25 protein-coding genes are annotated in these 25,461 nt (G+C 55.5%); 11 read left to right on the top strand and 14 right to left on the bottom strand.

The window, feature by feature from the left end; translation table 11 throughout:
* Positions 1 to 73: 73 nt before the first annotated feature.
* The 4 genes from ACR02O_RS00980 (at position 74) to ACR02O_RS00965 (ending at position 4,379) form a co-directional block, all read left to right on the top strand.
* Positions 74 to 1,132, top strand: coding sequence for a hypothetical protein (locus ACR02O_RS00980; protein ID WP_494522587.1), 1,059 nt, complete (start codon positions 74 to 76; stop codon positions 1,130 to 1,132).
* Positions 1,133 to 1,388: 256 nt separating this feature from the next.
* Positions 1,389 to 1,781 carry a hypothetical protein gene (locus tag ACR02O_RS00975; protein ID WP_494522586.1) on the top strand — a complete coding sequence of 131 codons (393 nt, stop codon included), beginning with the start codon at positions 1,389 to 1,391 and terminating at the stop codon, positions 1,779 to 1,781.
* A gap of 164 nt (positions 1,782 to 1,945) precedes the next feature.
* A complete protein-coding gene (locus tag ACR02O_RS00970; protein ID WP_494522585.1) occupies positions 1,946 to 3,763 on the top strand; it encodes a sensor histidine kinase in 1,818 nt (605 codons plus the stop codon).
* The gene (locus ACR02O_RS00965) at positions 3,750 to 4,379 is read left to right on the top strand and encodes a DUF998 domain-containing protein (protein WP_494522584.1); all 630 of its coding nucleotides are present in this window, start codon (positions 3,750 to 3,752) and stop codon (positions 4,377 to 4,379) included. Before ACR02O_RS00970 ends, ACR02O_RS00965 begins: the two co-directional genes overlap by 14 nt.
* A gap of 145 nt (positions 4,380 to 4,524) precedes the next feature.
* On the opposite strand, the gene ACR02O_RS00960 is transcribed toward ACR02O_RS00965, so the two are convergent.
* The gene (locus tag ACR02O_RS00960) at positions 4,525 to 5,217 is read right to left on the bottom strand and encodes a hypothetical protein (RefSeq protein WP_494522583.1); all 693 of its coding nucleotides are present in this window, start codon (positions 5,215 to 5,217) and stop codon (positions 4,525 to 4,527) included.
* 124 nt (positions 5,218 to 5,341) lie between these two features.
* Positions 5,342 to 5,755 carry a hypothetical protein gene (locus tag ACR02O_RS00955; RefSeq protein ID WP_494522582.1) on the bottom strand — a complete coding sequence of 138 codons (414 nt, stop codon included), beginning with the start codon at positions 5,753 to 5,755 and terminating at the stop codon, positions 5,342 to 5,344.
* A gap of 423 nt (positions 5,756 to 6,178) precedes the next feature.
* Between ACR02O_RS00955 and ACR02O_RS00950 the strand changes: the two genes are divergently transcribed.
* The 6 genes from ACR02O_RS00950 to ACR02O_RS00925 all read left to right on the top strand — a co-directional run bounded on the left by ACR02O_RS00950 (position 6,179) and on the right by ACR02O_RS00925 (position 12,655).
* Positions 6,179 to 7,450: an IS256 family transposase gene (locus tag ACR02O_RS00950; protein ID WP_494521800.1), complete on the top strand. Its 1,272-nt coding sequence runs from the start codon at positions 6,179 to 6,181 to the stop codon at positions 7,448 to 7,450.
* 178 nt (positions 7,451 to 7,628) lie between these two features.
* Positions 7,629 to 8,282, top strand: a complete 654-nt coding sequence (locus tag ACR02O_RS00945; protein WP_101051504.1) for a response regulator transcription factor — start codon at positions 7,629 to 7,631, stop codon at positions 8,280 to 8,282.
* Positions 8,282 to 10,099 carry a sensor histidine kinase gene (locus tag ACR02O_RS00940; RefSeq protein ID WP_494522581.1) on the top strand — a complete coding sequence of 606 codons (1,818 nt, stop codon included), beginning with the start codon at positions 8,282 to 8,284 and terminating at the stop codon, positions 10,097 to 10,099. Before ACR02O_RS00945 ends, ACR02O_RS00940 begins: the two co-directional genes overlap by 1 nt.
* 90 nt (positions 10,100 to 10,189) lie before the next feature.
* On the top strand, positions 10,190 to 10,594 hold the full coding sequence (locus ACR02O_RS00935) for a hypothetical protein (protein WP_494522580.1): 405 nt from the start codon (positions 10,190 to 10,192) through the stop codon (positions 10,592 to 10,594).
* Positions 10,595 to 10,720: 126 nt separating this feature from the next.
* Positions 10,721 to 11,773, top strand: a complete 1,053-nt coding sequence (locus ACR02O_RS00930) for a MerR family transcriptional regulator (protein WP_494522579.1) — start codon at positions 10,721 to 10,723, stop codon at positions 11,771 to 11,773.
* An 84-nt stretch (positions 11,774 to 11,857) separates the two neighbouring features.
* Positions 11,858 to 12,655, top strand: coding sequence for a hypothetical protein (locus tag ACR02O_RS00925; protein WP_494522578.1), 798 nt, complete (start codon positions 11,858 to 11,860; stop codon positions 12,653 to 12,655).
* Positions 12,656 to 12,708: 53 nt separating this feature from the next.
* On the opposite strand, the gene ACR02O_RS00920 is transcribed toward ACR02O_RS00925, so the two are convergent.
* From ACR02O_RS00920 to ACR02O_RS00885, 8 genes are all read right to left on the bottom strand, one after another.
* Positions 12,709 to 12,870, bottom strand: a complete 162-nt coding sequence (locus tag ACR02O_RS00920) for a hypothetical protein (protein WP_494522577.1) — start codon at positions 12,868 to 12,870, stop codon at positions 12,709 to 12,711.
* 22 nt (positions 12,871 to 12,892) lie between these two features.
* Positions 12,893 to 13,936 carry an IS110 family RNA-guided transposase gene (locus tag ACR02O_RS00915; protein WP_494522208.1) on the bottom strand — a complete coding sequence of 348 codons (1,044 nt, stop codon included), beginning with the start codon at positions 13,934 to 13,936 and terminating at the stop codon, positions 12,893 to 12,895.
* A gap of 470 nt (positions 13,937 to 14,406) precedes the next feature.
* On the bottom strand, positions 14,407 to 14,982 hold the full coding sequence (locus ACR02O_RS00910; RefSeq protein WP_458138479.1) for a DUF2452 domain-containing protein: 576 nt from the start codon (positions 14,980 to 14,982) through the stop codon (positions 14,407 to 14,409).
* Between the two features lie 181 nt (positions 14,983 to 15,163).
* Positions 15,164 to 16,768, bottom strand: coding sequence for a cryptochrome/photolyase family protein (locus ACR02O_RS00905; protein WP_494522576.1), 1,605 nt, complete (start codon positions 16,766 to 16,768; stop codon positions 15,164 to 15,166).
* Positions 16,690 to 16,866 carry a DUF2256 domain-containing protein gene (locus ACR02O_RS00900; protein ID WP_494523447.1) on the bottom strand — a complete coding sequence of 59 codons (177 nt, stop codon included), beginning with the start codon at positions 16,864 to 16,866 and terminating at the stop codon, positions 16,690 to 16,692. Before ACR02O_RS00900 ends, ACR02O_RS00905 begins: the two co-directional genes overlap by 79 nt.
* On the bottom strand, positions 16,839 to 18,362 hold the full coding sequence (locus tag ACR02O_RS00895) for a cryptochrome/deoxyribodipyrimidine photo-lyase family protein (RefSeq protein ID WP_494522575.1): 1,524 nt from the start codon (positions 18,360 to 18,362) through the stop codon (positions 16,839 to 16,841). The genes ACR02O_RS00900 and ACR02O_RS00895 overlap by 28 nt, the downstream gene beginning before the upstream one ends.
* Positions 18,363 to 18,365: 3 nt before the next feature.
* The gene (locus ACR02O_RS00890; RefSeq protein ID WP_494522574.1) at positions 18,366 to 18,602 is read right to left on the bottom strand and encodes a TIGR02450 family Trp-rich protein; all 237 of its coding nucleotides are present in this window, start codon (positions 18,600 to 18,602) and stop codon (positions 18,366 to 18,368) included.
* An 80-nt stretch (positions 18,603 to 18,682) separates the two neighbouring features.
* A complete protein-coding gene (locus tag ACR02O_RS00885; protein WP_458138475.1) occupies positions 18,683 to 19,816 on the bottom strand; it encodes a S1C family serine protease in 1,134 nt (377 codons plus the stop codon).
* A gap of 246 nt (positions 19,817 to 20,062) precedes the next feature.
* Here ACR02O_RS00885 and ACR02O_RS00880 point away from each other — a divergent pair, with 246 nt between their 5' ends.
* The gene (locus tag ACR02O_RS00880; RefSeq protein WP_458138474.1) at positions 20,063 to 20,329 is read left to right on the top strand and encodes a hypothetical protein; all 267 of its coding nucleotides are present in this window, start codon (positions 20,063 to 20,065) and stop codon (positions 20,327 to 20,329) included.
* 206 nt (positions 20,330 to 20,535) lie between these two features.
* Here the strand turns inward: ACR02O_RS00880 and tadA are convergent, their stop codons facing one another.
* The 4 genes from tadA to ACR02O_RS00860 all read right to left on the bottom strand — a co-directional run bounded on the left by tadA (position 20,536) and on the right by ACR02O_RS00860 (position 25,379).
* Positions 20,536 to 21,000, bottom strand: a complete 465-nt coding sequence (gene tadA, locus ACR02O_RS00875; RefSeq protein WP_458138473.1) for a tRNA adenosine(34) deaminase TadA — start codon at positions 20,998 to 21,000, stop codon at positions 20,536 to 20,538.
* Position 21,001: 1 nt separating this feature from the next.
* Complete coding sequence (locus ACR02O_RS00870; protein ID WP_458138472.1) at positions 21,002 to 21,970, bottom strand: L-threonylcarbamoyladenylate synthase; 969 nt, start codon at positions 21,968 to 21,970, stop codon at positions 21,002 to 21,004.
* Between the two features lie 151 nt (positions 21,971 to 22,121).
* The gene (gene oadA, locus ACR02O_RS00865; RefSeq protein WP_458138471.1) at positions 22,122 to 23,945 is read right to left on the bottom strand and encodes a sodium-extruding oxaloacetate decarboxylase subunit alpha; all 1,824 of its coding nucleotides are present in this window, start codon (positions 23,943 to 23,945) and stop codon (positions 22,122 to 22,124) included.
* A gap of 15 nt (positions 23,946 to 23,960) precedes the next feature.
* Complete coding sequence (locus ACR02O_RS00860; protein ID WP_458138470.1) at positions 23,961 to 25,379, bottom strand: acetyl-CoA carboxylase biotin carboxylase subunit; 1,419 nt, start codon at positions 25,377 to 25,379, stop codon at positions 23,961 to 23,963.
* Between the last annotated feature and the right edge of the window lie 82 nt (positions 25,380 to 25,461).

Raw genomic sequence — 25,461 nt, 5'->3', positions numbered from 1 at the left:
GCGCGTTAGGAAGTTTTGTTAACATGTATTTTTAATTCAACTATTAGAGCGATAATTTCAAGAGGAATTTACAATGAAACGCAGTCTGAAATGCCTTGCCCTGGGCTTAATGCTGCCGGTATTACCGGCACACGCCAGTGTTTTGTATACGTTGGTGGATCTAATGCCGGAGAGCCCGTTAGTCAATTCGGGCGCGCGCGCTATCAGCGATGCCGGGCATGTTCTGGGTTTTACGGGGGATGGTGAAAGCTTTGTTTACAAAAACAATAGTGTGAGCTGGCTGTCCGTACCCAGATATGCAAACCCTACCGGGATCAATTCAAGCGGTGTGGTGGTGGGCAATTCTGCCGGGCGCGGGATTGTGTACAGTAATGGTGTCACGCAAATAATCGGTGGTTTCAGCGGCAGTCCTTATTCCAGTGTGGCCTACGGCATCAATGACGCCGGGCAAATAGTCGGCAGTGCATGGAATGCCGAGGGCAACCAACGAGCCACTATTGCCGGTAACGGCAGCTTGACTGATCTGGGAACTTTGAATGGTGGCCAATGGAGTGCGGGGAATGCGATCAACAATAGTGGTCAGGTCACTGGCGAGAGTCAAACGCCTAATGGAGGTCACGCTTTTATTACCCGTAATGGCCAAATGGTGGATCTGGGCGCTTTTGCCTGGGGTGTCAGCAGAGGTTATGCCATCAACGACCTCGGCCAGGTGGCCGGCACATCCCATGTCACCAACAATGAAAAGCACGCTTTCATTACAACGCTTGATGACCACATGGTTGATATAGGTTTGTCGGGCTATAGCAGCGAGGCATTGGGTATCAATAATGCCGGACAAGCCGTGGGATATTTCGGCGACAATTTTGGTGGATCCAAACGTGCGTTTGTTACACTCAATGGCGTCATGACAGACTTGAACACGCTGATTGCAGCCAATATCGGTTGGACGTTGATGACAGCTTACGATGTCAACAATAGTGGACAAATCGTTGGGGTGGGGATTGCCGCGAATGGCGTGCAACGGGCCTTTCTATTAAATCCGATTGCGTCCGTGCCAATACCCGGCGCCATCTGGTTGTTTGGTTCTGCTTTACTCGGTTTCGTTCCGCTGCGCCTGCGGGCTCGATTCTGAAAGCGCATGGAGGTTGTGGAGCTAACGTTTAGCTGCAACTTGGACAAGCAGCTCGTTACCCGGATGTAGCAAGGTTGCCGGGATTCTGAGGACGTGACAATCGGCTGCGCCTGCAAAAAAACAACCCATAACACCGCGTTAATCTTGAGCGCTTTGGCCTCTGGAAGCCACCAAAGCGCCTTTGCTTACCTGCGTTAGGCATATTTTTCGCTCCTGTGCCCAGCGCTTCTATCAATCGGAGCGCTGGAGAATCAAAATGCTGCAAAAATTTGTAACGGTAACTTTCCTCTTGATCCTTTCCGGCTGTGCCACAACGGCAAGCAACCCTCCCGCCCAGGGAAGCAACAAAGCGGAAGGCAAAATATCAATGGCCATTGGCCGTGAAATGGGCAACTTCAAAATCACCCATTCACAGGCAACCGAAGCCCCCGCCGGTTATAACGGCATGCAGTACACCGTTAAAACTGACGATGGCGCGACCTTTAAATGTGAGATTTTAGAGCCGTCGGGGTTTGGTAAATTCGCGACCTGGGGCATGGCAAGCGGAGCGGACGCCATGTGCACCGATTTCACCAAAGGATCGAGCGACGTAGGCAAAACCAACAAGGCAAGTTGCAACGCTTTGCTGCAGGCGGCGGGCAAATGCTGAAGTAATAACCGACACGGAGCTCAAGGCGACGCTCCGTGCTCCTCTGCCGCAGTGCCGATGGCTAGCGGAAGGTTATAAAACCGCATGTTAACGAAGGAGTATCCGGACACGAAAACCTGACTAACGGCGCCAAGGCTGGGCGGCAACAGAATCGGAATAGCAAAATGGAAAAGCTTTTTTCTAATCCTCGCCAAGACGGGGCGGTTTGCTTCTCGGACATCAGTCCAAACGGTCAACTACGCCTACTGGACTTGAGTTTCGGGCGTATCGCCTTCGGTTTTGGCTTGATCCCCGTGGTAGCGGCACCGTTTATTGTCTGGCTGCATCAAATCGACCGGGACGCTCGCGCCTTTTGGGCTTGGGCCAGTATTTTTACATTGGTGGCGCTGGCCGTCCGTCTGTTGTTCCGACGCTATCGGCGCGACTGCGCACAACTGGGCGCCGAACGGGCAATGCACCATTGGCTGCCCAAGGTGCATGCGTTGGCGCTGCTTTACGGATTCAGCCTGTCGGTACCGGTGATGATTATGTGCAGCGGCGACTATCCCTTTGAGTTTGCGATGCTGTTTCTGGTCACCTGCGCGTTGATAGTGGCGGGCAACGCCACCCACCAGTCGCCTATCCTGAGTGCTTTCCAACGTTTCTTCGCTGCCAGTTGGGGCGTCTCGACATTGCTAATGCCGTGGGTATTTCCCGCTCATTGGCCCTACGTGATGCCGCTGACTGCGCTCTACATTCTGTCAATTTACAAACACGCAGTGCTCGTGCACCGGTTTTTTTTACAACAGATATTCCTGGAAGAAGGCTACCGCGCCGCCAAGGATCTAGCCGAAGCCGCATTGCGTGCCAAAAACCAATTTCTGACCACCGCCAGCCATGACTTGCGCCAGCCGGTGCATGCCATGGGCTTTTTGATCGAATCCATTTCCCGCCGCAACCGGGATTTACTGTTGGGCCCAGCCTTACAGGATTTGCGGCAAAGCGTGCAGTCGGTCACGCAGATGTTCAACTCGCTGTTGGATTTGTCCAGAATCGAGCTGGGTGCCCAGCCGGTCAATCTACAGACCGTGGCCTTGGACCCGTTGATGAACGACGTCGCGACGCTGTTCCGGGAAGAAGCGCGCGTCCGCCAAATCCAGCTCCGCGTGCGCACCAGCGCCGGTAAAGCCTTGGTGCGCGCCGACCCGCTATTGCTGCGCCAGTCGATGATCAACTTGATGCAGAATGCCTTGCGCTATACCCAAAGCGGCGGGGTACTGATGGCGGCTCGCCGCTGCCGCGACGGCTGGCAGTTCGAGGTCTGGGATACCGGGGTTGGCATCGCGGAAGCCGATCAACCGCATATCTATTCGCCGTTCTTCCGCCCCGAACACGCCTGGCGGATCGACAACGCCGGACACGGCTTGGGCTTGGCGGTGGTGGCGCGTTGCGCCGATTTGATGGGCGCCAGCCAGGGTTTGAGTTCGCAGGAAGGCAGGGGCTCGCGGTTTTGGCTGCGGCTGCCGTCCGCGCGCATTGAGGAGCGGCGCGCGGTGGTGCGCGACCGGGACTTTGCACCGGCCGGCCGTGGCGAAATGCTGAGCGGCCGTTGCCTGGTGATCGACGACGAACCGCAAGTGCGCAACGCCTGGCAAGCCTTATTGAATTCGTGGGGCGTGGAAACGGCTTGCGCCGCGTCCGCCAACGACGCCTTGGCCTTGCTCGATGCCGGCTTCGAACCGCAGGCCATCTTTTGCGACCAGCGACTGCGCGCCGGCGAAAGCGGCTTCGAGTTGTTGCAAGCCTTGCTGGAGCGCTGCCCGGACGCCGCCGGGGCGATGATCAGCGGCGAATTCGATTCGCCGGCCCTGGCGCAAGCCGAGCAGGAAGGTTACCTGGTACTGCATAAGCCCTTGGACCCGGAGGCCTTGTACGCCGTGCTGAGCCGGCTATTGCCAGCCGATCCGCTAACAGGGATAACCAAGAAAAATGCAATCGCCTAGTAGTAGTCTTGCCGGATGGCTGGGGCTGGCTTCCTCAGGTCTGTTGGCTTGGGGTAATTGGCACTACGCCCAAACGCTCCCCAACTACGACGCCGTGCGCCAAACCATTAGCGAATTGGCTGCGTTCGGAACGCCAATGGCGGCCCCAATCAATTACGGAATTTTCCTGCCGGTGGGCTTGATGCAATGGCTGGCATTGGCCTGCCAGTACCGCACTCTCAAGCAGAACCCTACGCTACGCCGGGGTTTACTGGCGTTTTCCTGGGTGGGAACGGCTTATGTCTTTTGCGCGCTATTCCCGTGCGATCCCGGCTCTCCGCTGATGGGCTCCTGGCGCCAGCAAATTCATAACCTGTTCGGTGCGCTTGAATATCTGGGAGGCGGTTATGGCTTGCTGCTGTTTGGGCGTATTCCCGGCTCCCGCGTCGCCATCCCTTTGAAAATTTCCGGCGTGCTGGTACTGACAGTTCTGGTGTTGCTGGCCATCCCTTTTCTGGCGGACTACAGGGGCCTGATTCAACGCATTGCCGAAAGCGTGTTGTTCGGCTGGTTGACGTTAGCGAGCGCTGTGCAATTGGCCCGCCTCTACATTGACCGCATTGCAATGGCAAGGTGACCGAATAAAAGGCGCAAGCGGAAAAAAGTCCCGCGTCAGGCGGTCGATAAAGCAAGCGATGCAACCGACATCTAGCTCGGGTGCGCTTAGTGGCTTAGCCCTCAATGCCTAAAATCATGCAACTTCATCAAGCCGACCGATGGTGCTAATGTTTGCCGACAGCCTGCTGTAGACGTCGAGCGAATTCGATGGATTTGCCGTCGGCCGGCTGCGAGTCCGGTAAATAAATCTTAGCGTTCCAAATACTGTCGTCATCCGCCTCTTTACTCATACATTGCTTTACGCCGTCCGCGTTGACGACGCATCGGCGCTGGTAACCGTTGGGAAGCGTATAGGTTTCCGATTCTTGTACGGGCCTGCTATCCGGCGCCTTAAGATTTTCCGGGGCAACCGCCAATTTGCGGTGATCGAACTTATTCCCCCCTGCAAGTTCGGCCGATTCTCGGGCGACTTGGCGCATATCGTCCAGTACCTTGGATAGGTCAAGTTTGGCAGGCTCCGGATGTGCGGGATCCGTTGACTTGTCGGTCCGCGGCGCGGCGTTGTTCGTTTGCCGCGCCGAAGAGTCGCCATGATCCGGCAAAATCGGCGCCGGCTTTGGTGGCGTCCTCGATCTGCCTCCAGCCACTTTGGGCGGCGGGTTTAGCGACAACCGATTTTGCCTGCCTTGTTCCGCTAAGCGTAGGATCTTGAATTCCACCGATAGCGCTGTCAAACGGTCAGCCGGTTTCCTCGGCCGGTCTATATCGGTCAACGTCAACACTATCCCAAGATGTATCGACAGAGAGACGATCAGGCATAAGACAAACTTGCGTGGCGCCGATTTGATCATTGGCATCAGCTATTGCCATTCTTGTAACGTGTTGCTAAACGGCGCGTTGGTCTCGGAAGATGGGTTTCGACTGGGCAAGAACAATAGATCGAGTTAACCATGGCGGGTAAAATCCAACAGCCCTAACTGGCTAGTTGGCTCGCGAGCTCACCCCGATAAACGCCTGATCGCTTCGGACATCGCATTTGAGCAAATAGGTTTGGCCCGCTTGTAAAACCAGGGTTTTCTTGGGTCTATGACTCGAAAATCCTTTAAAGCAATAGACTTGAATGTCGTACTCTCCAGGCAAGACATGAATTTCGCTGGGGTAGTCCGTAAAACCCGGCCAGCCAAACTCCTTCTGTTCGCCCGCGCCGTTGGCTTCAATCTTCGTGTAGCCGATGATAGTCGCGTGATAGGCATCGGCAAAAGGGGTGCCCACAACACTTTGGATTACCGCAATCTCGTCAGCGCTAAGCGTGTCGCCCGCATATTGTTTGGCTGGCGTCATAAAACCGCATGAACAGAGCATGGACGTGGCAATTATGGTCATGACATTTTTCATGGATTCGCCTTGTCATTGCCGCGCAAACGTAAAGCACGCCCACCAAGGGTTAAAACAACCATAACCGGTAACGATGGAAAGTACGTTTTCATAGCGTCGCCTCTTTTTAATTGATAAACCTAAGGTTGATGTAACGGCATCGAATGTCTTATAAAATTCGTCATTTGCCGTATCTTCGTCTTGGGCTGCTTTTATTGATTAATAAATCAGTGAGATCAAAAAACGTTCTCCAAACAGCCGTTTTGCAGGGATGAAAATGCCCGGAACCCCGATGAACGGCGACGAGCCTGGGCAGCATTATCGGAAGCGCAGTGCGGCGGCGAGTTATAACTAAATCTGGTGTACGGCCCGACTTGATGAAAGGTGGCGCCCTCTGCTGAAATGAGATTGTCGAGATCGAATAACAGCAAAATGAGAGACGCCATGAACAAAGATAATGCAAAAGACTGGAATAATGCCAGTGGGATTAACGATCCTTTGACGGATTTGTTGAAGACGGGTGCTAGAGCCTTGATCCAACAAGCCGTTGAGGCGGAGCTACAGGCTTTTCTGGGCGAATACGCCAAGGTTACCGATTTACGGGGCCGGCAAACCGTGGTGCGTAATGGCTATTTGCCGGAGCGGGAGATCGTGACGGGCGTGGGTAACGTGACGGTCAAAATCCCCAAGGTTCGAGACCGTTCCGGCGGCAGGATCAAGTTCAACTCGTCGCTGGTGCCGCCGTATGTTCGCAAGACAAAACGGGTGGAAGCGGCCTTACCCTGGCTGTATTTGCGCGGCATTTCCACCGGCGACATGCAGTCGGCCTTATCGGTGTTGCTGGGTGACGATGCCAAAGGCTTGTCACCTGCCGTGGTTAGCCGCCTGAAAGCCCAATGGGCCGAGGATTATCTGGCCTGGAATCGGCGAGATTTATCGAAGGAGCGCACTGTGTATGTCTGGGCCGACGGCATCTATTCGACCCTGCGTGGCGAGGATGATCGGCTGTGCCTATTGGTCATCATCGGAGTCAACGAACAGGGTGAAAAGCGCTTGCTGGCCTTATCGGACGGTTATCGGGAATCGAAAGCCTCGTGGCTGAGTGTTTTGCAGGATTTACAAACGCGAGGTCTACAGGACGCGCCGAAACTGGCTACCGGCGACGGCGCTTTGGGTTTCTGGGCAGCCATCAACGAAGCTTGGCCCACCACACAACACCAGCGCTGCTGGGTGCATAAGACGGCGAATGTGCTGGCGACGCTACCCGATTCAATCCAAGGCAAGGCCAAGGCGGGGCTGAAAGAAATCTGGATGGCGGAAACCAAAGCCCTGGCCAATCAAGCCTTCGACACGTTCTTGCGTGACTTTGAAGCCAAGTACCCCAAGGCGGTGGGCGTGTTGGAAAAAGACCGTGAATCGCTATTGGCCTTTTACGACTTTCCCGCCGAGCACTGGATACACATTCGGACGACAAATCCGATCGAATCCAGCTTTGCGACGATTCGCCATCGGACCACCCGCACCAAGAACTGCGTGTCCCGCAATACCTTGTTGGGCTTGGTGTTCCAATTGGCGTTAACCGCCGAGAAGAGTTGGCGCAAGATACGCGGCTTTAAACGATTGCCGGATGTGATTGAGGGCATTCGTTTTCAGGACGGCATGGCTGTCATTATGGAACCGGAGAAAACAGAAGAAACACAGCAGATGGCCGCCTGATTCAAATCAGCCATACACCAGATTTGACTATTTCTCTGCGGCGGCGTAACCCTACCGTAGTAGGGTATTGGGGCGCATCGGCTGTTTGTTAAGATGTAATTATTTTGCATGTTTTAGCGATAGCCTGGTTCGACGCAAAATGCCGAACCAGGCTATCGACCATGAGGGAGAGTTGAGCGTGACAAATTTGGCTAGCGCGTTGGTTATAGACGACCATCCGCTGTCGGCGAGCGGTATCGCCGATTTTTTGCTATCGCATTGCGGCTTTGGCCAGGCCCGGCCGGTATCAAGCATCGCCGAGTTTTGGGCGATTCTCGATGCCGCGCAGCCGCCGTCGTTGGCCGTGGTGGATTTTTGGCTGCCGGAAGGTGCGTCGCTGCCGTTGTTAGTGCAAATGAAGCGGCAGTATCCAGCGACACGTTTGCTGGCAATCAGCGCTGACGACAATTCGGCCGTGTCGGACAAGGCACGCGAGGCCGGCGCCGACGGCTTTCTGCACAAGCAGGAAGCGCCGGAGATTTTCGGCCGTGCCGTGGCTGCGTTGTTGCGGGGCGACACTTGGTTTCACAGCGGTCCATTTGCCGTGACAGGCAGCAATCAGCCGCTCAAGGAACTGCCGGTCACCGCCGCTGAGCTGGGTTTGACTGCCCGCCAAGGCCAGGTGCTGGCGATGATGTTGAAAGGCTTGCCCAACAAACGCATCGCGCTGAATTTGTCCTTATCCGAGCAAACCGTCAAGGAGCACGTCACCGGTATTCTGGAGCGGCTGGGGGCCCGCAACCGGATCGAGGTGATTACCATGCTGCGCGGCAAAAAGCTGGAAGGCTCCTGATGCAAGCCACACTGGCCGATTCAACGGACAGCAAGCCGCTGCGCTTTGCCGACATCAGCCCGGCTGGCCAAGCTCGATTGCTGGACATGACGCATAACCGGCTGGTGTACGGTATCACCATTATCCCGTTTGTAGGCTTGCCCTTCGTGTACTGGAAGCATCAACTCGATCAAGACGTCTTGGGATTGCTGGCGTGGACGGTGTCGTATTTTCTGGTCGTGCTTGCCGTGCGCCTGCAACAGCGGCAATACTTGCGTGACAGGGCCAGCCTCGATCCGCATGCGGCAGTCGCCCATTGGCTACCCATCATTCTGCGCATGGCCTTGGCGCATGGGCTCGGCTTGGCGGCGCTGGTGCTTATCATCGCCGGTCGGGTCCCGTTCGAATATACCTTGCTGCTTTACATGAGTTTGGCGGCAATCATGGCGGCCAACGCCACCCACCAATCACCAGTATTCAGTGCGTTTCAGCGGTTTTTCGGTGCCGCTTGGGGCGGTTGCACACTGTTGACCCCATGGGCGTTTCCCGAGCATTGGCATTTAATCATGCCTCTGTGCGTCAGTTACGTCTTATCGATACACCGGCACTCCTCGATTGCCCATGGCTTTTTCCTGCAGCAAATAAAACTGGAAGAAGATAGCGCCAAGTTGGCCGAGAATTATCGGCGTGCCAAGGAGGAAGCCGAAGCCGCCTTACGCGCCAAAAACCAGTTCCTGACCACGGCCAGCCACGACTTGCGCCAGCCGGTGCATGCCATGGGCTTTTTAATAGAATCGATTTCTCGCCGCAATCAGGAACCGAGTTTGCAGCCTGCATTGCAAGATCTGCAACAAAGCGTGCAATCAATTACGCAGATGTTCAATTCGTTGCTGGACTTGTCCAGAATTGAGTTGGGCGCCCAGCCGGTCAATCTGCAAACCGTGGCGCTGGACCTGCTGATGAACGATGTCGCTACGTTGTTTCGTGAAGAAGCCCGCTCACGGCAAATCGATCTTAGAGTGCGGTTGAGCGGCGGCCGGGCCTTAGTCACCGCCGATGCCATGTTGTTGCGCCAGTCCATGATCAACCTGATGCAAAATGCCTTGCGCTATACCCAGCAAGGAGGGGTACTGATGGCGGTGCGGCGGCGCAGCGCTTGCTGGCAGTTCGAGGTCTGGGATACCGGCGTCGGCATCGCCGAAGATGACCAACAACGGATTTACTCGCCATTCTTCCGTCCCGAACATGCCTGGCGCATCGACAACGCCGGTCACGGCTTAGGCTTGGCGGTGGTGGCGCGTTGCGCCGATTTGATGGGCGCCAGCCAGGGCTTGAGTTCGCGGGAAGGCCGCGGTTCACGCTTCTGGTTGCGACTGCCGGCCGCCGCTCCCAGCCACGAGCGGTGGGCTATGGCGGCTGATCAGCCCGTCGCACCGGTCGAGCAAGCCGCAGCGCTGAGCGGCCGCTGCCTGGTGATCGACGACGAACCGCAAGTACGTAACGCCTGGCAAGCCTTATTGAATTCGTGGGGCGTGGAAACGGCTTGCGTCGCCTCCGCCAACGATGCATTGGCCTTGCTCGATGCCGGCTTCGAACCGCAGGCCATCTTTTGCGACCAGCGTCTGCGCTCCGGCGAAAGCGGTTTCGAGTTGCTGCAAGCCTTGCTGGAACGCTGCCCGGACGCCGCCGGGGCGATGGTCAGCGGCGAATTCAATTCCCCGGCTTTGGCGCAAGCCGAGCAGGAAGGTTACTTGGTGCTGCATAAGCCCTTGGACCCCGTGGCGTTACATGCCCTGCTGAGCCGGCTATTGCCGGCGGCCGACAATAACTGCTCGTAAAAGACGCCAATTCGACAATCCCAAGCCTCAACAAATGGCGTTTATTTTGCTGGATGCGATGGACACACACCCTAAAACCAGGAGTTTGCGATGAATATTTCGAACATAGGACCCAACCTTGCCACTAGCCGCGCAGTCAGCGGAAAAACTTTGCCGTCTCCGGCAATCGCTAAAGTTTCCGAGGTAGCCGATCAAAGCCAAGCGCCGCGGACCGTCGATATGCGCCGGGTCTCGCTCAATGAAATCAACGCCTTGATCAAATCCGGCGTGGACGGTTTGCTGGATGTCGTGCCTTATATTCCCACCGCCACCATCAACTCCTCCGGCGCAGGGGATGCCGGCGACGTGAAGGTGGATTATTTGGGCCAGATCGAAGCGCAGATAGAATTTCAGAAAAGCCGTCACGAAGACACCGCTTTTCTGGAAAAAGTGTTGAGCAACGTTAAACGTCTCGACGGCATGGCCTTGCCGCCGAAACTGGATGTGATGGCTTGAGGCCCAGGACGCGGCCATCAACATTTTAATAACCCAGTTCCAATCTATTTATCTTAACCATGGCGCTTGACCCTGACGCAACGTCACGCTCTATGCTGGCGGCACGCATAACGAAGGAGCCAAACCATGTTGCTTAAAGTGGGCGATCTTGCCAAACGCTGCGGACTGACGGTCCGTACTTTGCACCACTACGACAGCATCGGTTTGCTTAAGCCTTCCGCGCGTTCCGATAGCGGCTACCGGCTGTATAACCGGGCCGATATTTCCAGATTGCATCAAATTCAAGCCTTACGGCGGTTTGGTTTGTCGCTGGCCGACATCGGAGACATTTTGGCAAACTCCGGACTGAATCTCGCGACTATCGTCGAGCGGCAGATTGAAGCCTTGGACCAGCAGATTGCGCAAAGCCAAGCCTTGCGCGACCGCTTGTCCGGTCTGCGACTGCAATTGACCCGCGGAGAAGAGCCGGAGCTTGCCGATTGGCTAACCACTTTGGAGATGATGACCATGTACGATAAATATTTTTCCACCAACGACTTAAAGCGCTTGCCGCTACTGGATATAGACGAGAACTCCACCGCCGGCGAATGGGCGGCACTGGTTCAAGCGGTGCACGAGGCGATGCAGGCCGGGTTTGCGCCGGAGAGTGCCGAGGCCCAGGAATTGGCAAGGCAATGGATCAGCATGCTGGAACGCGACACCCAAGGCGATCCTCGGCTACTCGTCAAACTCAACGCCATGATGGTCGGCGAGCCGACGATGCAAGCTAAAACCGGCGTGACGCCGGAGCTTGTTGTTTACATCCAAAGTGCATTCATCGAGACCAAATTGACGATCTACGAGAAATACCTCGCCGCCGATGAATTCAGCTTTATGCGCGAAAACTACGGTAAGCGCGCCGACGAATGGCCACCGCTGATCGCCGCGATACGTCAACATAGGGAAGACTGCACGCCGCCGAGCGATCCGCGTATGCAGCAGCTGGCCCGAACCTGGCTGGAATTGTTCCGCGCCTACGCCGGTGATAATCCGGAAACCCATGCCAAGATTCGCGCCGCCAACCAGGCCGAACCTTACCTATTCTTCGGCACGTTTATCGATCAGCCGCTATTGGCTTACGTGTTTCAGGCGGTGGCCGAACTAAATCTAGGCCCGTTGCCGATGAGCGGCGAGGCCTAGTAACCCTGCCCTCAAATTCCCTGTGGCCGGATTCCCGCTTGCGCGGGAGAGACGATATTTCTTTTCATAACTTATGGAGTATGCATGCCCCTAAAAACTCTTATTCGCAAGATGGCCGTCCAGAAGATAGTTGCCGGTTGGTCTTTGGTTTGGGTGCTGATAGCCGGGTTGCCGGCCGGTGCACAGGCGTCTTATATCTGTCCCAACGGGCCGGGGCCCGGTGAAGTGCAACTGGGCATCACGGGCGGCTCGCATGGTGTCGCGGCGATGCCGGTCTGCGAAGAGAATATCAATAACGTCTACGAATCCGCCGAAGATGCCGCAGCACCGGAGCCGCGCGCCGATCCGCTGCAAATGCGTATCGGGGCGATGAGTTCGGTGCTGGAAGTAATGTCCATGAGCTATGACCGCTTACATACCGCGCTCAACAAAGACCCGGAACTTAAAGCCATGGGTAGTGGCATGTGGCAATATCAGCAAAATGGTCGGCCGCCGCGTCCTGGCGAAGGTTGTAGCGCGCTATATACCAATCTGAAGGGTGCGCTGGTACTGTCGGGCCCGGATGGTGACTACAAAGGCGCTCTGATGACTTTTTGGGGACCGGATATTCCCAGCCCCCAAGCGGCCGGCACCATCAAAGTGACGCTGGATCAAGCGGACGGCCAGCCGCAAACGGTAACCGCTTTCAACTATGCCTCACCAAACGGCAAAGTCGGCGCTATCGCGCTGGCGGTACCGACGATACAGGCTCTGTTGGATAACATGGCGGACCAGCAATCCTTCGATATTGCTATCGACGGCAAATCGGTGATTCATCTTGAATGGCAACAGGGATTGGCAGCGCGCGACCGGTTACGCCGTTGCGTGGCCGGACAGGGTTGACCACGATAGATCCGCTAGGTCGATAGGATCGACTCATCTTATCGGGCAACTTGCTACACCTTGGCCTCCAAAATCAGGTTGAACGGCGTTTCCGCCGCCCGGCGCGGACTGTTGAAACCGGCTTCGTGGAAGATGCCGGTCCAGCGCGCTTCGCCGGCTTGTGCGCCGAGCGCCAGACCCACGTCTTCGGACAGCCTAGTAGATACTCTGTTCAAAAGCAACAAATTTCATCATTTTTTACTCGGCGATGATGGATTCAGGGATGGCATAAAACCGTGTGTTATCGAACGGCTGATCGTGCTTCAACATGCCATGGATCGCATGCAGTAATTTACGCATGACGGCGCAGACGGCTTGCAAAGGTTTCTTGCCGTTGTCGATCAAATGCTGGAAATACGCTCGCACATGCGGATCGTGCTGTTTGGCACTCAAGGCCGGCATATACAACGCCGAACGAATATGCCGGTTACCGGCCTTGGATAGCCGCATTTTCTTGTGTACGCTTTTGCCCGACTCAAAGGCCTTGGGATCGAGTCCGGCAAACTTGACCCATTCGCGATGCGACAGGTTGGGCGGCAATAGCAGTAGTTCGCCCATCAAGGCAATGGCGCTGGTTTGGGCAATGCCTTTGATGCCGGTCAACAGGTCGAATATTCGTTGCAGTTCCGGATGCTGGTCGATCAACGCCAGCGCCTCGCCAGCCAACGTATCGATGCGTTTTTCCAGCTGACTAATCGCCAATTTGGCATCGCGTAGTAGGGCCTTCGGCGTTTCCTCGGTCGCACTCAGCGCATGTAGATGATTTTTCGCGGCGGCCTTCTGACCGGTTAGCGCGTCGATACGGCGAGCATAGCCGCGCAAAGCCAGCGCTTGATTCGAAGGACGAGTCCAGGCGACGAAATCCATGCGCTCGACATATTCGGCCAAGGTGTTGGCATCGACGGCGTCGGTTTTACTGTTTTTCATCAATACCTTAGCGAAGTGATGCGAAGCCTTGGGATTGACCACCATCACAGGTACACCGACGTCGTGTAGCGCAATAGCAAGATCGAAATGGTAAATACCGGTGGCTTCCAGACAGACCTTGATGCCGGGTAATTTGATCAACTTATTCACCAGACGCGCACGGTCGCTACGAGTATTAGCATATTTTTGCGGGTCGAACGGCTTGCCGTTCTTGCGGATCACTAAAACCAATTCGTCGGCGCCGACATCCACGCCGGCAAACAGGCGATGGACAGATTCAGCGGGGGTGTTGAGCGAGCGGTTCGTCATCATCATTTTTAAATACAGTTTAAAGGGAAGTACACTATTCACCGGTTCCCGACCCTGCACATGCACCTACCTTCCTTGTGTATGCAGGCTCTAAGCCTCGGATACTCCACGGTATGGGTGAATAGGGCGGGGGCCAATCTACACGACAGGCTCTGGTAAACTACCAGTCCTCAGGGTGGGACGGCCTCCCAATGAACAATCACAGCTTAATCGGTTTTTCTGGGCTATCGGTTGTTAAAATTCATCATACAAGGGTGGGCACACGCTTTTTGTGCCCACGCGGATTTAAAGTTCTTGTCTTCAAAAGGTGGGCAGAAAAGCAGTGCCCACCCTACATTTTATTTTTGACATCATCAATGATCGAAAACATTACTAAAACCGACATTCGATTTTATAACCCACTCACGGCAATGGCTCGACTACCGACTTTAACGCCTCAAAATCATAGATTTTGGGTCAATCGTCTGCGAGATTATTTAATCGATACGGTTTATCAGTAACTTTTCCGCTTGCCGAAAACTCAAGCCCAAAATACCCGATTTTTGCATGGATTGCTTCAGCGAATAGGCCAGCGTCGCGGCAAGTACTCGGGAATAGTAAGGCAGGGTTTCCATATAGACCGGCAATACATCGTCGATTTTTTCGGCTTGTTGCAGTGTCTGTTCCAGTTGCCGGCGCTGATCCGCAATCTCTTGGATAAACGCACCGTCATTGGCGCAAGCCTCGGATAAGGCCAAAGTCCAGGTTAAATCCGGCTGTAATTCGCAAGTGCCTATGAATCGGCCGGACTGGCTTGACAGCCATTGTTCCGGGGCAATCAACGATAGGCGATATTGCTCATCTTTAAAATACAGCCAATATGCTTGTCCCGTGGTCGGTTTAAACCGAATTTGGCTATTGAGAACAAACAGAGAGGTAAATAAATCGCTGCTGATTTGCTGAATGTTTTTGGCCGGGGCAATCAGCTGCTTTTTGGCTTGCTGCAAACTGTCCAATACAGCAACAGCTCCCTTTCCCTGAGGATTGGCCGGTTTAATTGTTAAATTCATCATTCCAAGTATTCGGTAAGTTTGCAAAAACAGTATCCAGCAGGTTTAATCAACGCAGAGGATTCGAACGATCATTGATGGTTTTCCCCTCATCCTAGCCTTCTCCCGGAGGGAGAAGGAGAGTTTATATCACGCCTATAGCGATGAATCACCGAGCGGCGGCAATCGGGTATAGTCTTTGTTTTCAAAGCCTTTCCAAATCCTCTAACACTGTTTCCGCGCGCCGGGCTATCGCCTCAAGCTCTACAGCCGCAAACCGATCCAGATTGCGATAGACCATACTCAGGCGCGGATTGCGGCTTAGCTTGTCGCGATGGCGGATAAAAAAATCCCAGTACAGCGCATTGAATGGACAGGCTCGCTCGCCAGTGCGGGCTTTTTTGTCGTAGTGGCAACCCTTGCAATAGTCGCTCATCCGGTCGATGTAAGCGGCGCTGGACACATAAGGTTTGGTGGCCAGCAGGCCGCCGTCGGCGAATTGGCTCATGCCCAGGGTATTGGGTAATTCCACCCATTCAAAAGCGTCGATATACACGCCCAGATACCAACGCTGCACGGCTTCCGGTGCCAGGCCGGCCAGCAGGGCGAAATTGCCGATCACCATCAGCCGCTGGATGTGGTGGGCATAGGCATATTGCAGCGATTGGCCGATGGCAGCCGCTAGGCAATTCATCCGGGTTTCGCCGGTCCAGAACCAGGCGGGTAAAGGTCGGGCATGACCGAAATAATTGTGCGCGGCATAGTCCGGCATCTTTGCCCAATACACGCCGCGCACGTACTCGCGCCAACCGAGAATCTGCCGGATGAAGCCTTCCGCCGCCGCCAGTGGGGCATGGCCTTGGCGATAGGCCTGTTCAGCGCGTTCGACCACTTCACGCGGATTGAGCATTTTGGTGTTTAGTGCAAAGGACAGCAGCGAATGAAACAGCCGCCAACTGCGCCGGCTCATCGCATCCTGAAAATCGCCGAACTGCGGCAGGCCATCGGCGATGAACGCTTCCAGTTGCTGCAAGGCTTCTGCACGATTCAAAGGCCAGCGGAAATCCTCGGCGTCGGCTGTGCCGAAACTGTTCACATCCGCTGCGACGATGCTTTGCCAAATCGCGCTATGGTCGTGACGGGGCCGAGCGTCAGCGGCCACCGCCGGCGTGCCGGGCCAGGTTTTGCGGTTGTCGTGGTCGTAATTCCATTGCCCACCGGCCGGCCGCTGATTGTCTGCCAGTAACACCCGGTGTTTGACGCGCATGCGCCGATAGAACATTTCCATCAGCCAATGCGGCCGAGAGCCAAACAACTCTGCCGCTTCCTCCCGCTGGCTATAGAAATGCTCGCTGTCGCAGGCTCGGCTGCTGATGGGCAACTGTTGGCAATAGGTGCACAATTGCCGATCCAAACGCCATTCGTCGGGGAGCTGGTATTCAAAATGCTGAACCCGATACTGCGTAATCAACGTATCCAAATTGGCAGTCAGCGATTGGCGGTTGCCACTATCGTCAATTGGTAGGTAATGCACGCGATGGCCTTGGGCCGACAAATGCTGAGCAAAATCGCGCATCGCCGCGAAAATACCGATGATTTTTTGTGCATGATGCAAGACGTAATCGGTTTCTTGGCGGATTTCCATCAGCGTATAAACCGTTTCGTCATCGGTTTGCGCAAACCAGCTGTGCAGCGGATTTAATTGGTCGCCCAGAATCAGGCGCAAGGTCGTCATGCGGTTTTGGCCGTGCCGCGTTGCCGGCGGCAACGCTCTGAGCAATATTTCACCGCATCCCAGTCTTTTGCCCATTTTTTACGCCACACAAAGGGGCGACCGCAGACGGCGCAGAGCTTGGCAGGCAACAAGGCTTTTTGGTGCATTAAAAATCCAGCTGGGTTTGTACCCAGTCGCCGGCTGCGGCTTGGGTTGGTCGGCGGCGGGTGGGCTGCTTTCGCGAGCCGTGTTTCTCGACGATAGCCGCCTTGGCGGCTTTCACGTCGGCGCGGCCTCGCACTTGGTAAAGACGGGTTTTGGCCTGCCGGGTAGCGGATTCCAGATCGACCAGCGGTTCGGCAATATCCACACCGACCCTCACGCCGCATTGTTGTTGCAGTTTTACCGGCATCCGCCAGGGTTCGAATAGCCATTCTTTGGGCACGCTGCGTAAGGCCGGCAGCCAATGTCTGACAAAATGGCCGTGCGGATCATGGTCGCGGGCCTGTTTGATCGGGTTATACACCCGCGTGGTGTTAATGCCGGTGGTGCCGGCCTGCATTTGCATCTGGCTCCAGTGGATGCCGGGTTCGTAATCCAGAAACTGCCGGGCCAGCCAAGTGCCGACCGGTTGCCAATGCAGCCACAGCGGATAACTCGCTACCGATACCAGCATCGCCCGCATGCGGAAGTTCAGCCAACCGGTTTGCTGTAGCATCGCCACACAGGCATCGACCAACGGCCAACCCGTCTGGCCTGCGCTTAAGGCCTGAAAATGCACCGGATTCCAGTCCGCTTCGCGCAGGCCGTCATAGCCGCGATGCAGATTGGTAAACTCCAGTTCCGGTTCGCTCTCCAGCTTTTGCATGAAGTGGCAATGCCAATACAAGCGGCTGATGAAGGCCGTCAAACCGGCACGACGGGCATCGCCGCGCGGTAAAGCAGCCAACTGGCGGCGGGTGGCTTGCACGATCTCCCGTAAACTCAAACAGCCGAAGGCCAAATAAGCAGAAAGCCGCGAACAGGCCGTTGGTGCGGACAAGGGCGAGGAGATGCCGCCTCGGTAAGAGTTGCAACGAGCGAATAGAAAATCGCGCAAGGTTTCGATGCCTTGGCGGCGGCCGCCCAGTTGTCTTAGCGGCAGGTCGGGCTGAAGTAAGCCCAGAGCTTGCGGATCGGGCAAGATCGGCGGTTGAGGTGCTGCTAGCCAATCAGAAGAGGGAGGTTCCAGGCAGGGTTCCGCCATCAGCGCTTCCCAATGCGCTTTCCACAAGTCTCGATTTTGCAAGCGCCGCACCACACCGAATTGCGCAAATTCATACCATTTTAAGCTGCGCGCCCGGCACCAGCGTTGCACGGCCAAGTCGCGCTGAAAGCTCAGCCAGTTGCCGGTTTCCTGATGCGAATACACAGCCAGGAAGGGCGCTTCCTGCCAAAGCCGGTCCAATACTTCCAGCGCCTCGCCCACTTCGATACGCAAACCGCCGCCGCGTTTACGCAAGGCAAGTTCCAAATCAAGCAGGCTTTCGCGTAGAAATTGGTAGTGTTGCGTGGCAACGTCGTCGGCCGCCCACAAGCTGGGTTCGATGATGAACAAACACAGCACCGGCGCGTTGCGGCTGGCGTAAAGCAGCGGTGCATGGTCGTGTACCCGCAGATCGCGCTTGAACCAGACCAGGTTATAGCTCATCGCTCAGTGCCAACCCTGGCGCCAGTTGTTGGTATTACGTAAATCCCGCCAGGGCATGATTTGCACCCGTTTGCTAAACACCGCCTCCAGTTCGATCATTTCCAGCGGCGCGTCCGGCTCGTCCGGCAGTAGCAATTTACTGACGATAAAGTGCTTTTCCTTATTTTGCGGGGTAACGGCGGTCCATTTGCTGAGCAGTAATTTGTTCGGGTTCAGCCTGGGTGATTTGGCGGTCGGCATGGCTTGGTCTGCTTAAGAAATATAGCTTCCGAGCATACCAGCCGATCCCGAAATGGCGAGATCGGCGCCATGCCGAAGAATCAATTTCCTGGCTGTAAGGTTACTTCGACTTCCCGCTTATTGCCGTTATTGACGACCTGGATTTTCACGACATCGCCAACCTTCTGGTCGTCCAGGCGGGCGAACAGTTTTGAGAGCGTATCGACGTCCTTACCGTTAATGGCGACGATGATGTCGCCCGGCACCATGCCGTTGGCCGTTATCGATACGCCTTGTAGACCGGCTTTTTCCGCCGCCGAACCGGGTTGCACCCGCAATACTGCGACGCCGGCTGTGCCGGTCAAAGCCGCTAACTGCTCGTTCATCTGTTGGTCTATTTCGATACCCAAGGCCGGACGGATGTATTTGCCTTGTTTAATCAATTCCGGCACGACCCGCATCACCGTATCCACCGGCACCGCAAAACCGATGCCGGCTGAGGCGCCGCTCGGGCTGTAGATTGCGGTATTGATGCCGATCAGCCGGCCGGCGGAATCGAGTAGTGGGCCACCGGAGTTGCCGGGATTAATCGCGGCGTCGGTTTGAATTAAATGTTCGACGGCCGGACCTTCCTGACCGCCCAGGGAGCGGTCCAGCGCGGAGACGATACCGCCGGTCAAAGTCCAGTCCAAACCAAATGGGTTACCGATCGCAAACACTTTCTGCCCGACTTTCAGATCGCGGCTGGTGCCGACCGGTACCGGCGGCGGCCGTTTGAAGCCGACGCCGATCTTCAACACCGCAATGTCATGCACCTGGCTGGCGCCGACCAGCGCGGCTTTGTAATCGCGGCCGTCGGCCAGTTTTACCGTGGCTTCATTGGCGCCGGCGATGACGTGGAAATTGGTCACCACGTGGCCGGCTTCGTCCCAGATAAATCCGGAACCGGTACCCTTCGGCACTGAAAATACGTCGCGAGTCCAGACATTGCGTACCAGCGCGGCGGTGCTGATGTAAACCACCGAATCTCGCGATTTTTCGAACAATTCGATGGTGCTTTTTTCGTCCGCTGCCAAGTCGCCGCGCGCGGCGACGGTTCTGACTGGGGCGGGTTCGGTCGCCGGTGCTCCCGGCTGCCAATGCCAAAGCACTATCAGCGCTGCGGCGACTGCACCGGCGGCGAATACACGTTTAATGAATACATCGGGCGAATCGGGATGATTGGGATGTTGCATGTCGGCCTCCGGTTTGTTGGTTCCTACCCAGAATCGTGCGAACGGATTAATGCTGTTTTAAACGGCGGCAGCGCGGGATATTCAATTCCACTGAGCCGCTACGTCGGCAAAATGGGAGCGCGTTTAGCAAATTTCAAGCGAGTCAGTTACGTGTGTTTTTAATCAACAGTGGATTTAGGAACTATCGTCAAATCGCAAAGTCTCGAAAACGCCTGGATCGTTTGCTACTGGATAGGAGTGATCATCATGAAACGAGTTAAAAACACGATAAAACTCGCCATATTTGCTGTTTTGGGTATGGGATTAACAGGTGCCGCTATTGCGGAACATCATGAAAATGCCACGCTCAAAGCGCCATTGCAAACCGAGGAAGAATCTGAAGTGGAGCTTTACGATTACCACTCGGGTGTGACGTATACCGGTACGCTACAACGTTTTATGTTTCATCGGCATTTGGATAATGTAGCCGAAGAGCCTGAGAATAGACATTCAGAATCGACGCAAATAAAGTAAACAGGCTGTGTAATTGAGATTTGAAGACAGTTTAGGCAGGCATAATCAATAAAAAAGCCTGCTCGCCAAAGCATAAAAGAGTTAAGAGGGTTGTTGTCAAGGTACTTTACGCATCAATAATTGCAAGCGGATCCAGGCAATCGGCAGGCAGCTATTCGACACGCTAGCGGATAGGCCAATAGAACAAATTGTTCGGGTCGGATGTATTATTGGTTTTTCGATTGCTGGCGTCTGGCCTTGAAAAAATCGCTGAGCAGTTCCGCGCAATCCGCCTCCAGAATCCCCCCGGTCCATTCCACGCGATGATTTAAGAACGCCGCGTCGCTGAGTTGCAGCGCATGGCAGACCGCGCCGCGTTTGGGATCGTAAGCGCCGAATACCAGACGTTTGACGCGGGCGTGGGCGATGGCGCCCATGCACATCACGCAGGGTTCCAAGGTGACGTAAAGAGTGGTGTCAATCAGTCGGTAGTTGTTTAAGACTTGGCCGGCCTTGCGTAGCGCGACCATTTCCGCGTGGGCGGTGGGATCGTTGCTTTGGATGGGTTGGTTCCAGCCTTCGGCGATGCAGCGGCCTTCATAAACCAGCACCGCGCCGACCGGCACTTCGTCTTGGCTTTCGGCGCGCTGCGCCAGACGGATGGCATGGCGCAGCCATTCCTCGTCGGTCATGTTAAACCGTGGCTTTATTCAGGCGGTCGTTGACCGCTGCCCAGGCTTCGTTGTCGGGCGGTTGCTCGATCAAGATGGTATCGAGCTGCAGATTATCCAACGCGCGTAACGAGCTGTACAACGCCGGTTCGTAAAGCTCGGCATCGGCCGGTAATCTGAGTAAATGCAGGCAGGGAATTTCGGCGATTTCCGTGCTGAAGGCCAGGATGCCGATGTGTTTGCCTTGTGCGCACAAGTCGTCTGTCATCGTGATCAGGGTATCGGCCGGGCACAGCAAGGCCATGGTATTAGGTGCGTAATGTACCGCCATCATGCCCGGCGCCCGAATTTTGCTTTGCGACGACAGCCGAATGTCGGTATGCAGCACGGCTTTTAGTTGGCTGCGGGTAATCCGGCCGGGTCTGAGGATGGCGGGAACACCGTCGCTGAGGTCGATAATGGTCGATTCCACGCCCACCGAACAAGGTCCGCCGTCCAGAATGCAACCCACGCTGTCGCCCAGTTCTTCCGCGACATGTTCGGCTTGGGTGGGGCTGATATGGCCGAAGCGATTGGCCGACGGCGCCGCGATGCCGCCGCCGAAGGCTTGCAATAATTGCAGTGCGACCGGATTGGCCGGCACCCGCAAACCCACCGTATCCTGACCGCCGGTAACGGCGGCAGGTACGGTCGATTTTTTATTCAATATCATGGTCAGCGGGCCGGGCCAGAAGTGTTCGGCCAACCTTAGTGCCGCCTCCGGCACGGCTTCCGCCCAATCGTTGATTTGCGCGGCGCTGGCGATATGCACGATCAGGGGATGATCGGCCGGCCGGCCTTTCGCGGCAAATATTTTGGCAACCGCATCGGGATTGGCGGCATCCGCGCCCAGTCCGTAAACGGTCTCGGTCGGAAAGGCGACCAATTGCCCCTGCCGTAATAGCTCGACGGCGTGGCGGATGGATTCTTCGGTGACGGGTTTAGGATTCAAAGTAATCAGGCGAAAGATAAAAATCTAAAAAGACGAGCAGCCGGCATAATTGTAGTGGCGAATTCATTTGCCAAAGTAAACAGCTACAAATATATGGAAGCCATCCTCACGGCAAACGCGCCATTTTACCTTTCGCCTTTAGGCTTTTCTCCTAATTAATTTCGACCAGGACTTCATTAGGATTAACAGCATCACCTTTTGCCACATAAATGGCTTTGACGATGCCGGCTATCGGCGCTGTGATTTCGGTTTCCATTTTCATGGCTTCGGTCACCAGCAAAGATTGACCGGCATTGACTTTTTGACCTTCCTTGACCAACACATCAATGATATTGCAGGGCATGCTGGTGACCACATCGCCGGGCTCGCTAGGCCGGCGGCGCTTGCTGGCGATGGCGCTTTGCACCGCACCTTGCGCGCCACCGTCCAAGACGATTTCGTCCAGGGTTTCGATGACGATCTCTTCCGGCATGCCGTCCACGGTGAAGTAAAAATGCCGCAAGCTCTGGTTTTTTGGGCCAGCGCCGGTGACTTTGACGTGATAGGACTCGCCGTGCAGCGCCACGTTGAATTCGGTGGGGGCTTTTTTCACTTCGGCGGAGGCTGGGGCTTCGTCCAGCTCCAAGGGTTCGGCGACTAAGCTGTCGGTGGAGCGTAGCTCCAAAAATTGTTTGCCGATTTCCGGGAACATCGCGAAGCTCAACACGTCTTCGTCGTTCGTGGCCAGATGGGCGATTTCGTTACGCAGATGTTCGAATTCCGGTTTGAGCAAGTCCGCAGGGCGACACTCGATGACTTCCTCCTTGCCTACCGCTTTGGCCTGCAATTGCGGATTTACCGGGGCGGGGGCTTTGCCGTAACCGCCGTGCAGGTAGCGTTTTACCTCGTTGCTGATGGTTTCATAACGCTTTCCGGTCAGCACGTTCAATACTGCCTGTGTGCCGACAATTTGCGAGGTGGGGGTGACCAGCGGCGGATATCCCAGGTCCTTGCGGACTTCGGGAATTTCCTTATATACCTCGGCCATGCGATCCAGAGCATTGCGTTCTTTAAGCTGATTGGCGAGGTTGGAGATCATGCCGCCAGGTACTTGAAAGATGTGAACGCGGGTGTCGATGCCGGTAAATTCGCTTTCGAAGCGGCGGTATTTTTTTCGAACGTCCAGGAAATATTGATTCACTGCTTGCAGTTTGTCCAAGTCCAGGCCGCTGTCGTATTCGGTTCCGCGCAAGGCAGTAACCAAGGATTCTGTCGGTGGATGGCTGGTGCCGCCTGCCCAGGAGGATAAAGCCGTATCGACATGTTCGCAGCCGGCTTCAATAGCCTTGAGCTGGCACATTTCCGCCAAGCCGGCGGTGGCGTGGCAATGCAGGTGCAGCGGCAAATCGACGGCATCTTTCAGCGCTTTGACCAATTCGCCGGCGACGTAAGGCGTCAACAGACCGGCCATATCTTTGATGGCAATCGAATCGCAGCCTAAGTCGGCTAGGCCTTTACCCAATGTGATGAAACTGGCGATGTCATGCACCGGACTGGTGGTGTAACAAATCGTGCCTTGCGCATGTTTGCCGGCGGCTTTGGTGGCCTCGATAGCGGTTTCCAGGTTGCGGATGTCGTTTAGTGCATCAAAGATTCGGAACACGTCCATGCCGTTGCGCGCGGCCGTTTCGACAAACTTGCGCACCACATCGTCGGAATAATGCCGATAGCCCAGCAGGTTTTGGCCTCGCAACAGCATTTGCAGGCGGGTATTGGGTAGAGCGGCTTTCAGCTTGCTCAGCCGTTCCCAGGGATCTTCCTTTAAAAAGCGCAGACAGGCGTCGAAGGTGGCGCCGCCCCAGCATTCCAGAGACCAATAGCCGATGTCGTCCAGCATGGCGCAGGCTGGCAGCATGTCTTCGGTGCGCATGCGGGTGGCGATGAGTGATTGGTGGGCGTCGCGGAGGATAACGTCGGTTACGTAAACTTTGCTCATGGGGTTTCCTTGGGTTTACAGGCCAGTATGAGAGGCGACAACCGCCGCCAGCACGCTGGCCAGAATTTCCGGTCGCGGCTTGTTGGAATAATTGATCAGGTCGGGATTAGCTTCGACAAAGCCGGTGTTGAACCGACCGCGGCGAAAATCCGGATGACCGAGAATTTTTAAATAGTAAGGGATCGTGGTTTTGATACCGAACAAGCCCATGTCTTTCAAGGCTCGCTCGCCGCGATTGATAGCATCCTCCCAGGTCATCGCACTGACGATCACTTTAGCCAGCATCGAATCGTAAAAGGGCGGTACTTCGTAGCCGGTATAAATCGCCGTGTCGGTGCGCACGCCGGGGCCGCCGGGGGCGTAATAACGAGAGATGTGGCCGAAGCTTGGCAGGAAATTGTTTTTTGGGTCTTCGGCATTGACGCGGAATTGAATGGCGTAACCGCGACGAACAATCTCTTCTTGTTTGAAACGCAGCGGTAAACCGGCTGCGACGCGGATTTGTTCCTCAACAATATCGACGCCGGTGATGGTTTCGGTGATGGTGTGCTCGACTTGCACCCGGGTGTTCATTTCCATGAAATAGAAGCGGCCGTTGCTATCCAGCAAAAACTCGACGGTGCCGGCATTGGTGTAGCCGACAGCCTTGGCAGCCATCACTGCCAAGCCGCCCAGATACTGGCGTTGCGCTTCATCCAATTGCGGCGACGGGGCGATTTCGATCAGTTTTTGGTTGCGGCGCTGCACCGAGCAATCGCGTTCATAGAGATGGATGGTGTTGCCGAAGTGGTCGGCCAGTACCTGTACCTCAATGTGAATCGGATTGACGACGCATTTTTCCAAAAACACATCGGCGCTGCCGAAGGCCTTGGTGGCTTCCGAAATCACCCGCTGATAATTTTGCCGCAATTCGTTGGGATTATCGCAACGCCGGATGCCGCGACCACCGCCGCCGGAGGTGGCTTTCAGCATGATTGGATAACCGATTTGTTCGGCCACCTGCAAGGCATGCTCGACGCTACCCAGGTTACCGTCCGAGCCCGGCGTGACGGGTAAGCCGGCGGCTATCATCGCGCTGCGGGCTTCGGTTTTGTCGCCCATGCGCTGAATCACTTCGGCGGAGGGGCCGATAAACACCAAGCCGCGTTCCTGGCAGGCTTTGGCGAACTGGGCGTTTTCTGACAGGAAACCGTAGCCGGGATGAATGGCGTCGCAGCCGGTGCGCAAGGCTAAATCCACCAAGCCGTAGATGTTTAAATAGCCGGCCAGCGGCTCGCTGCCTATGTAATGCGATTCGTCAGCTTTTTTGACGTGTAAGGCAAAGCGGTCGGCTTCCGAATAAATAGCCGCTGAACGAATGCCCATTTCCGCGCAGGCCCGAATGATTCGGACAGCAATTTCGCCGCGATTGGCGATCAGTATTTTGCGTAACATGATGCTCCCGAGTCGTAGTGTTTAGTCACTTGTCTACTACTCTAACAATTTATGGCTATCTTTCAACAGGAAAACCGCCGCT

Source organism: Methylomonas sp. PHL2-19 (genome assembly GCF_059331595.1).
The sequence above is the reverse complement of the archived record's forward strand: the minus strand, read 5'-3'. Positions and strand labels throughout refer to the sequence as shown.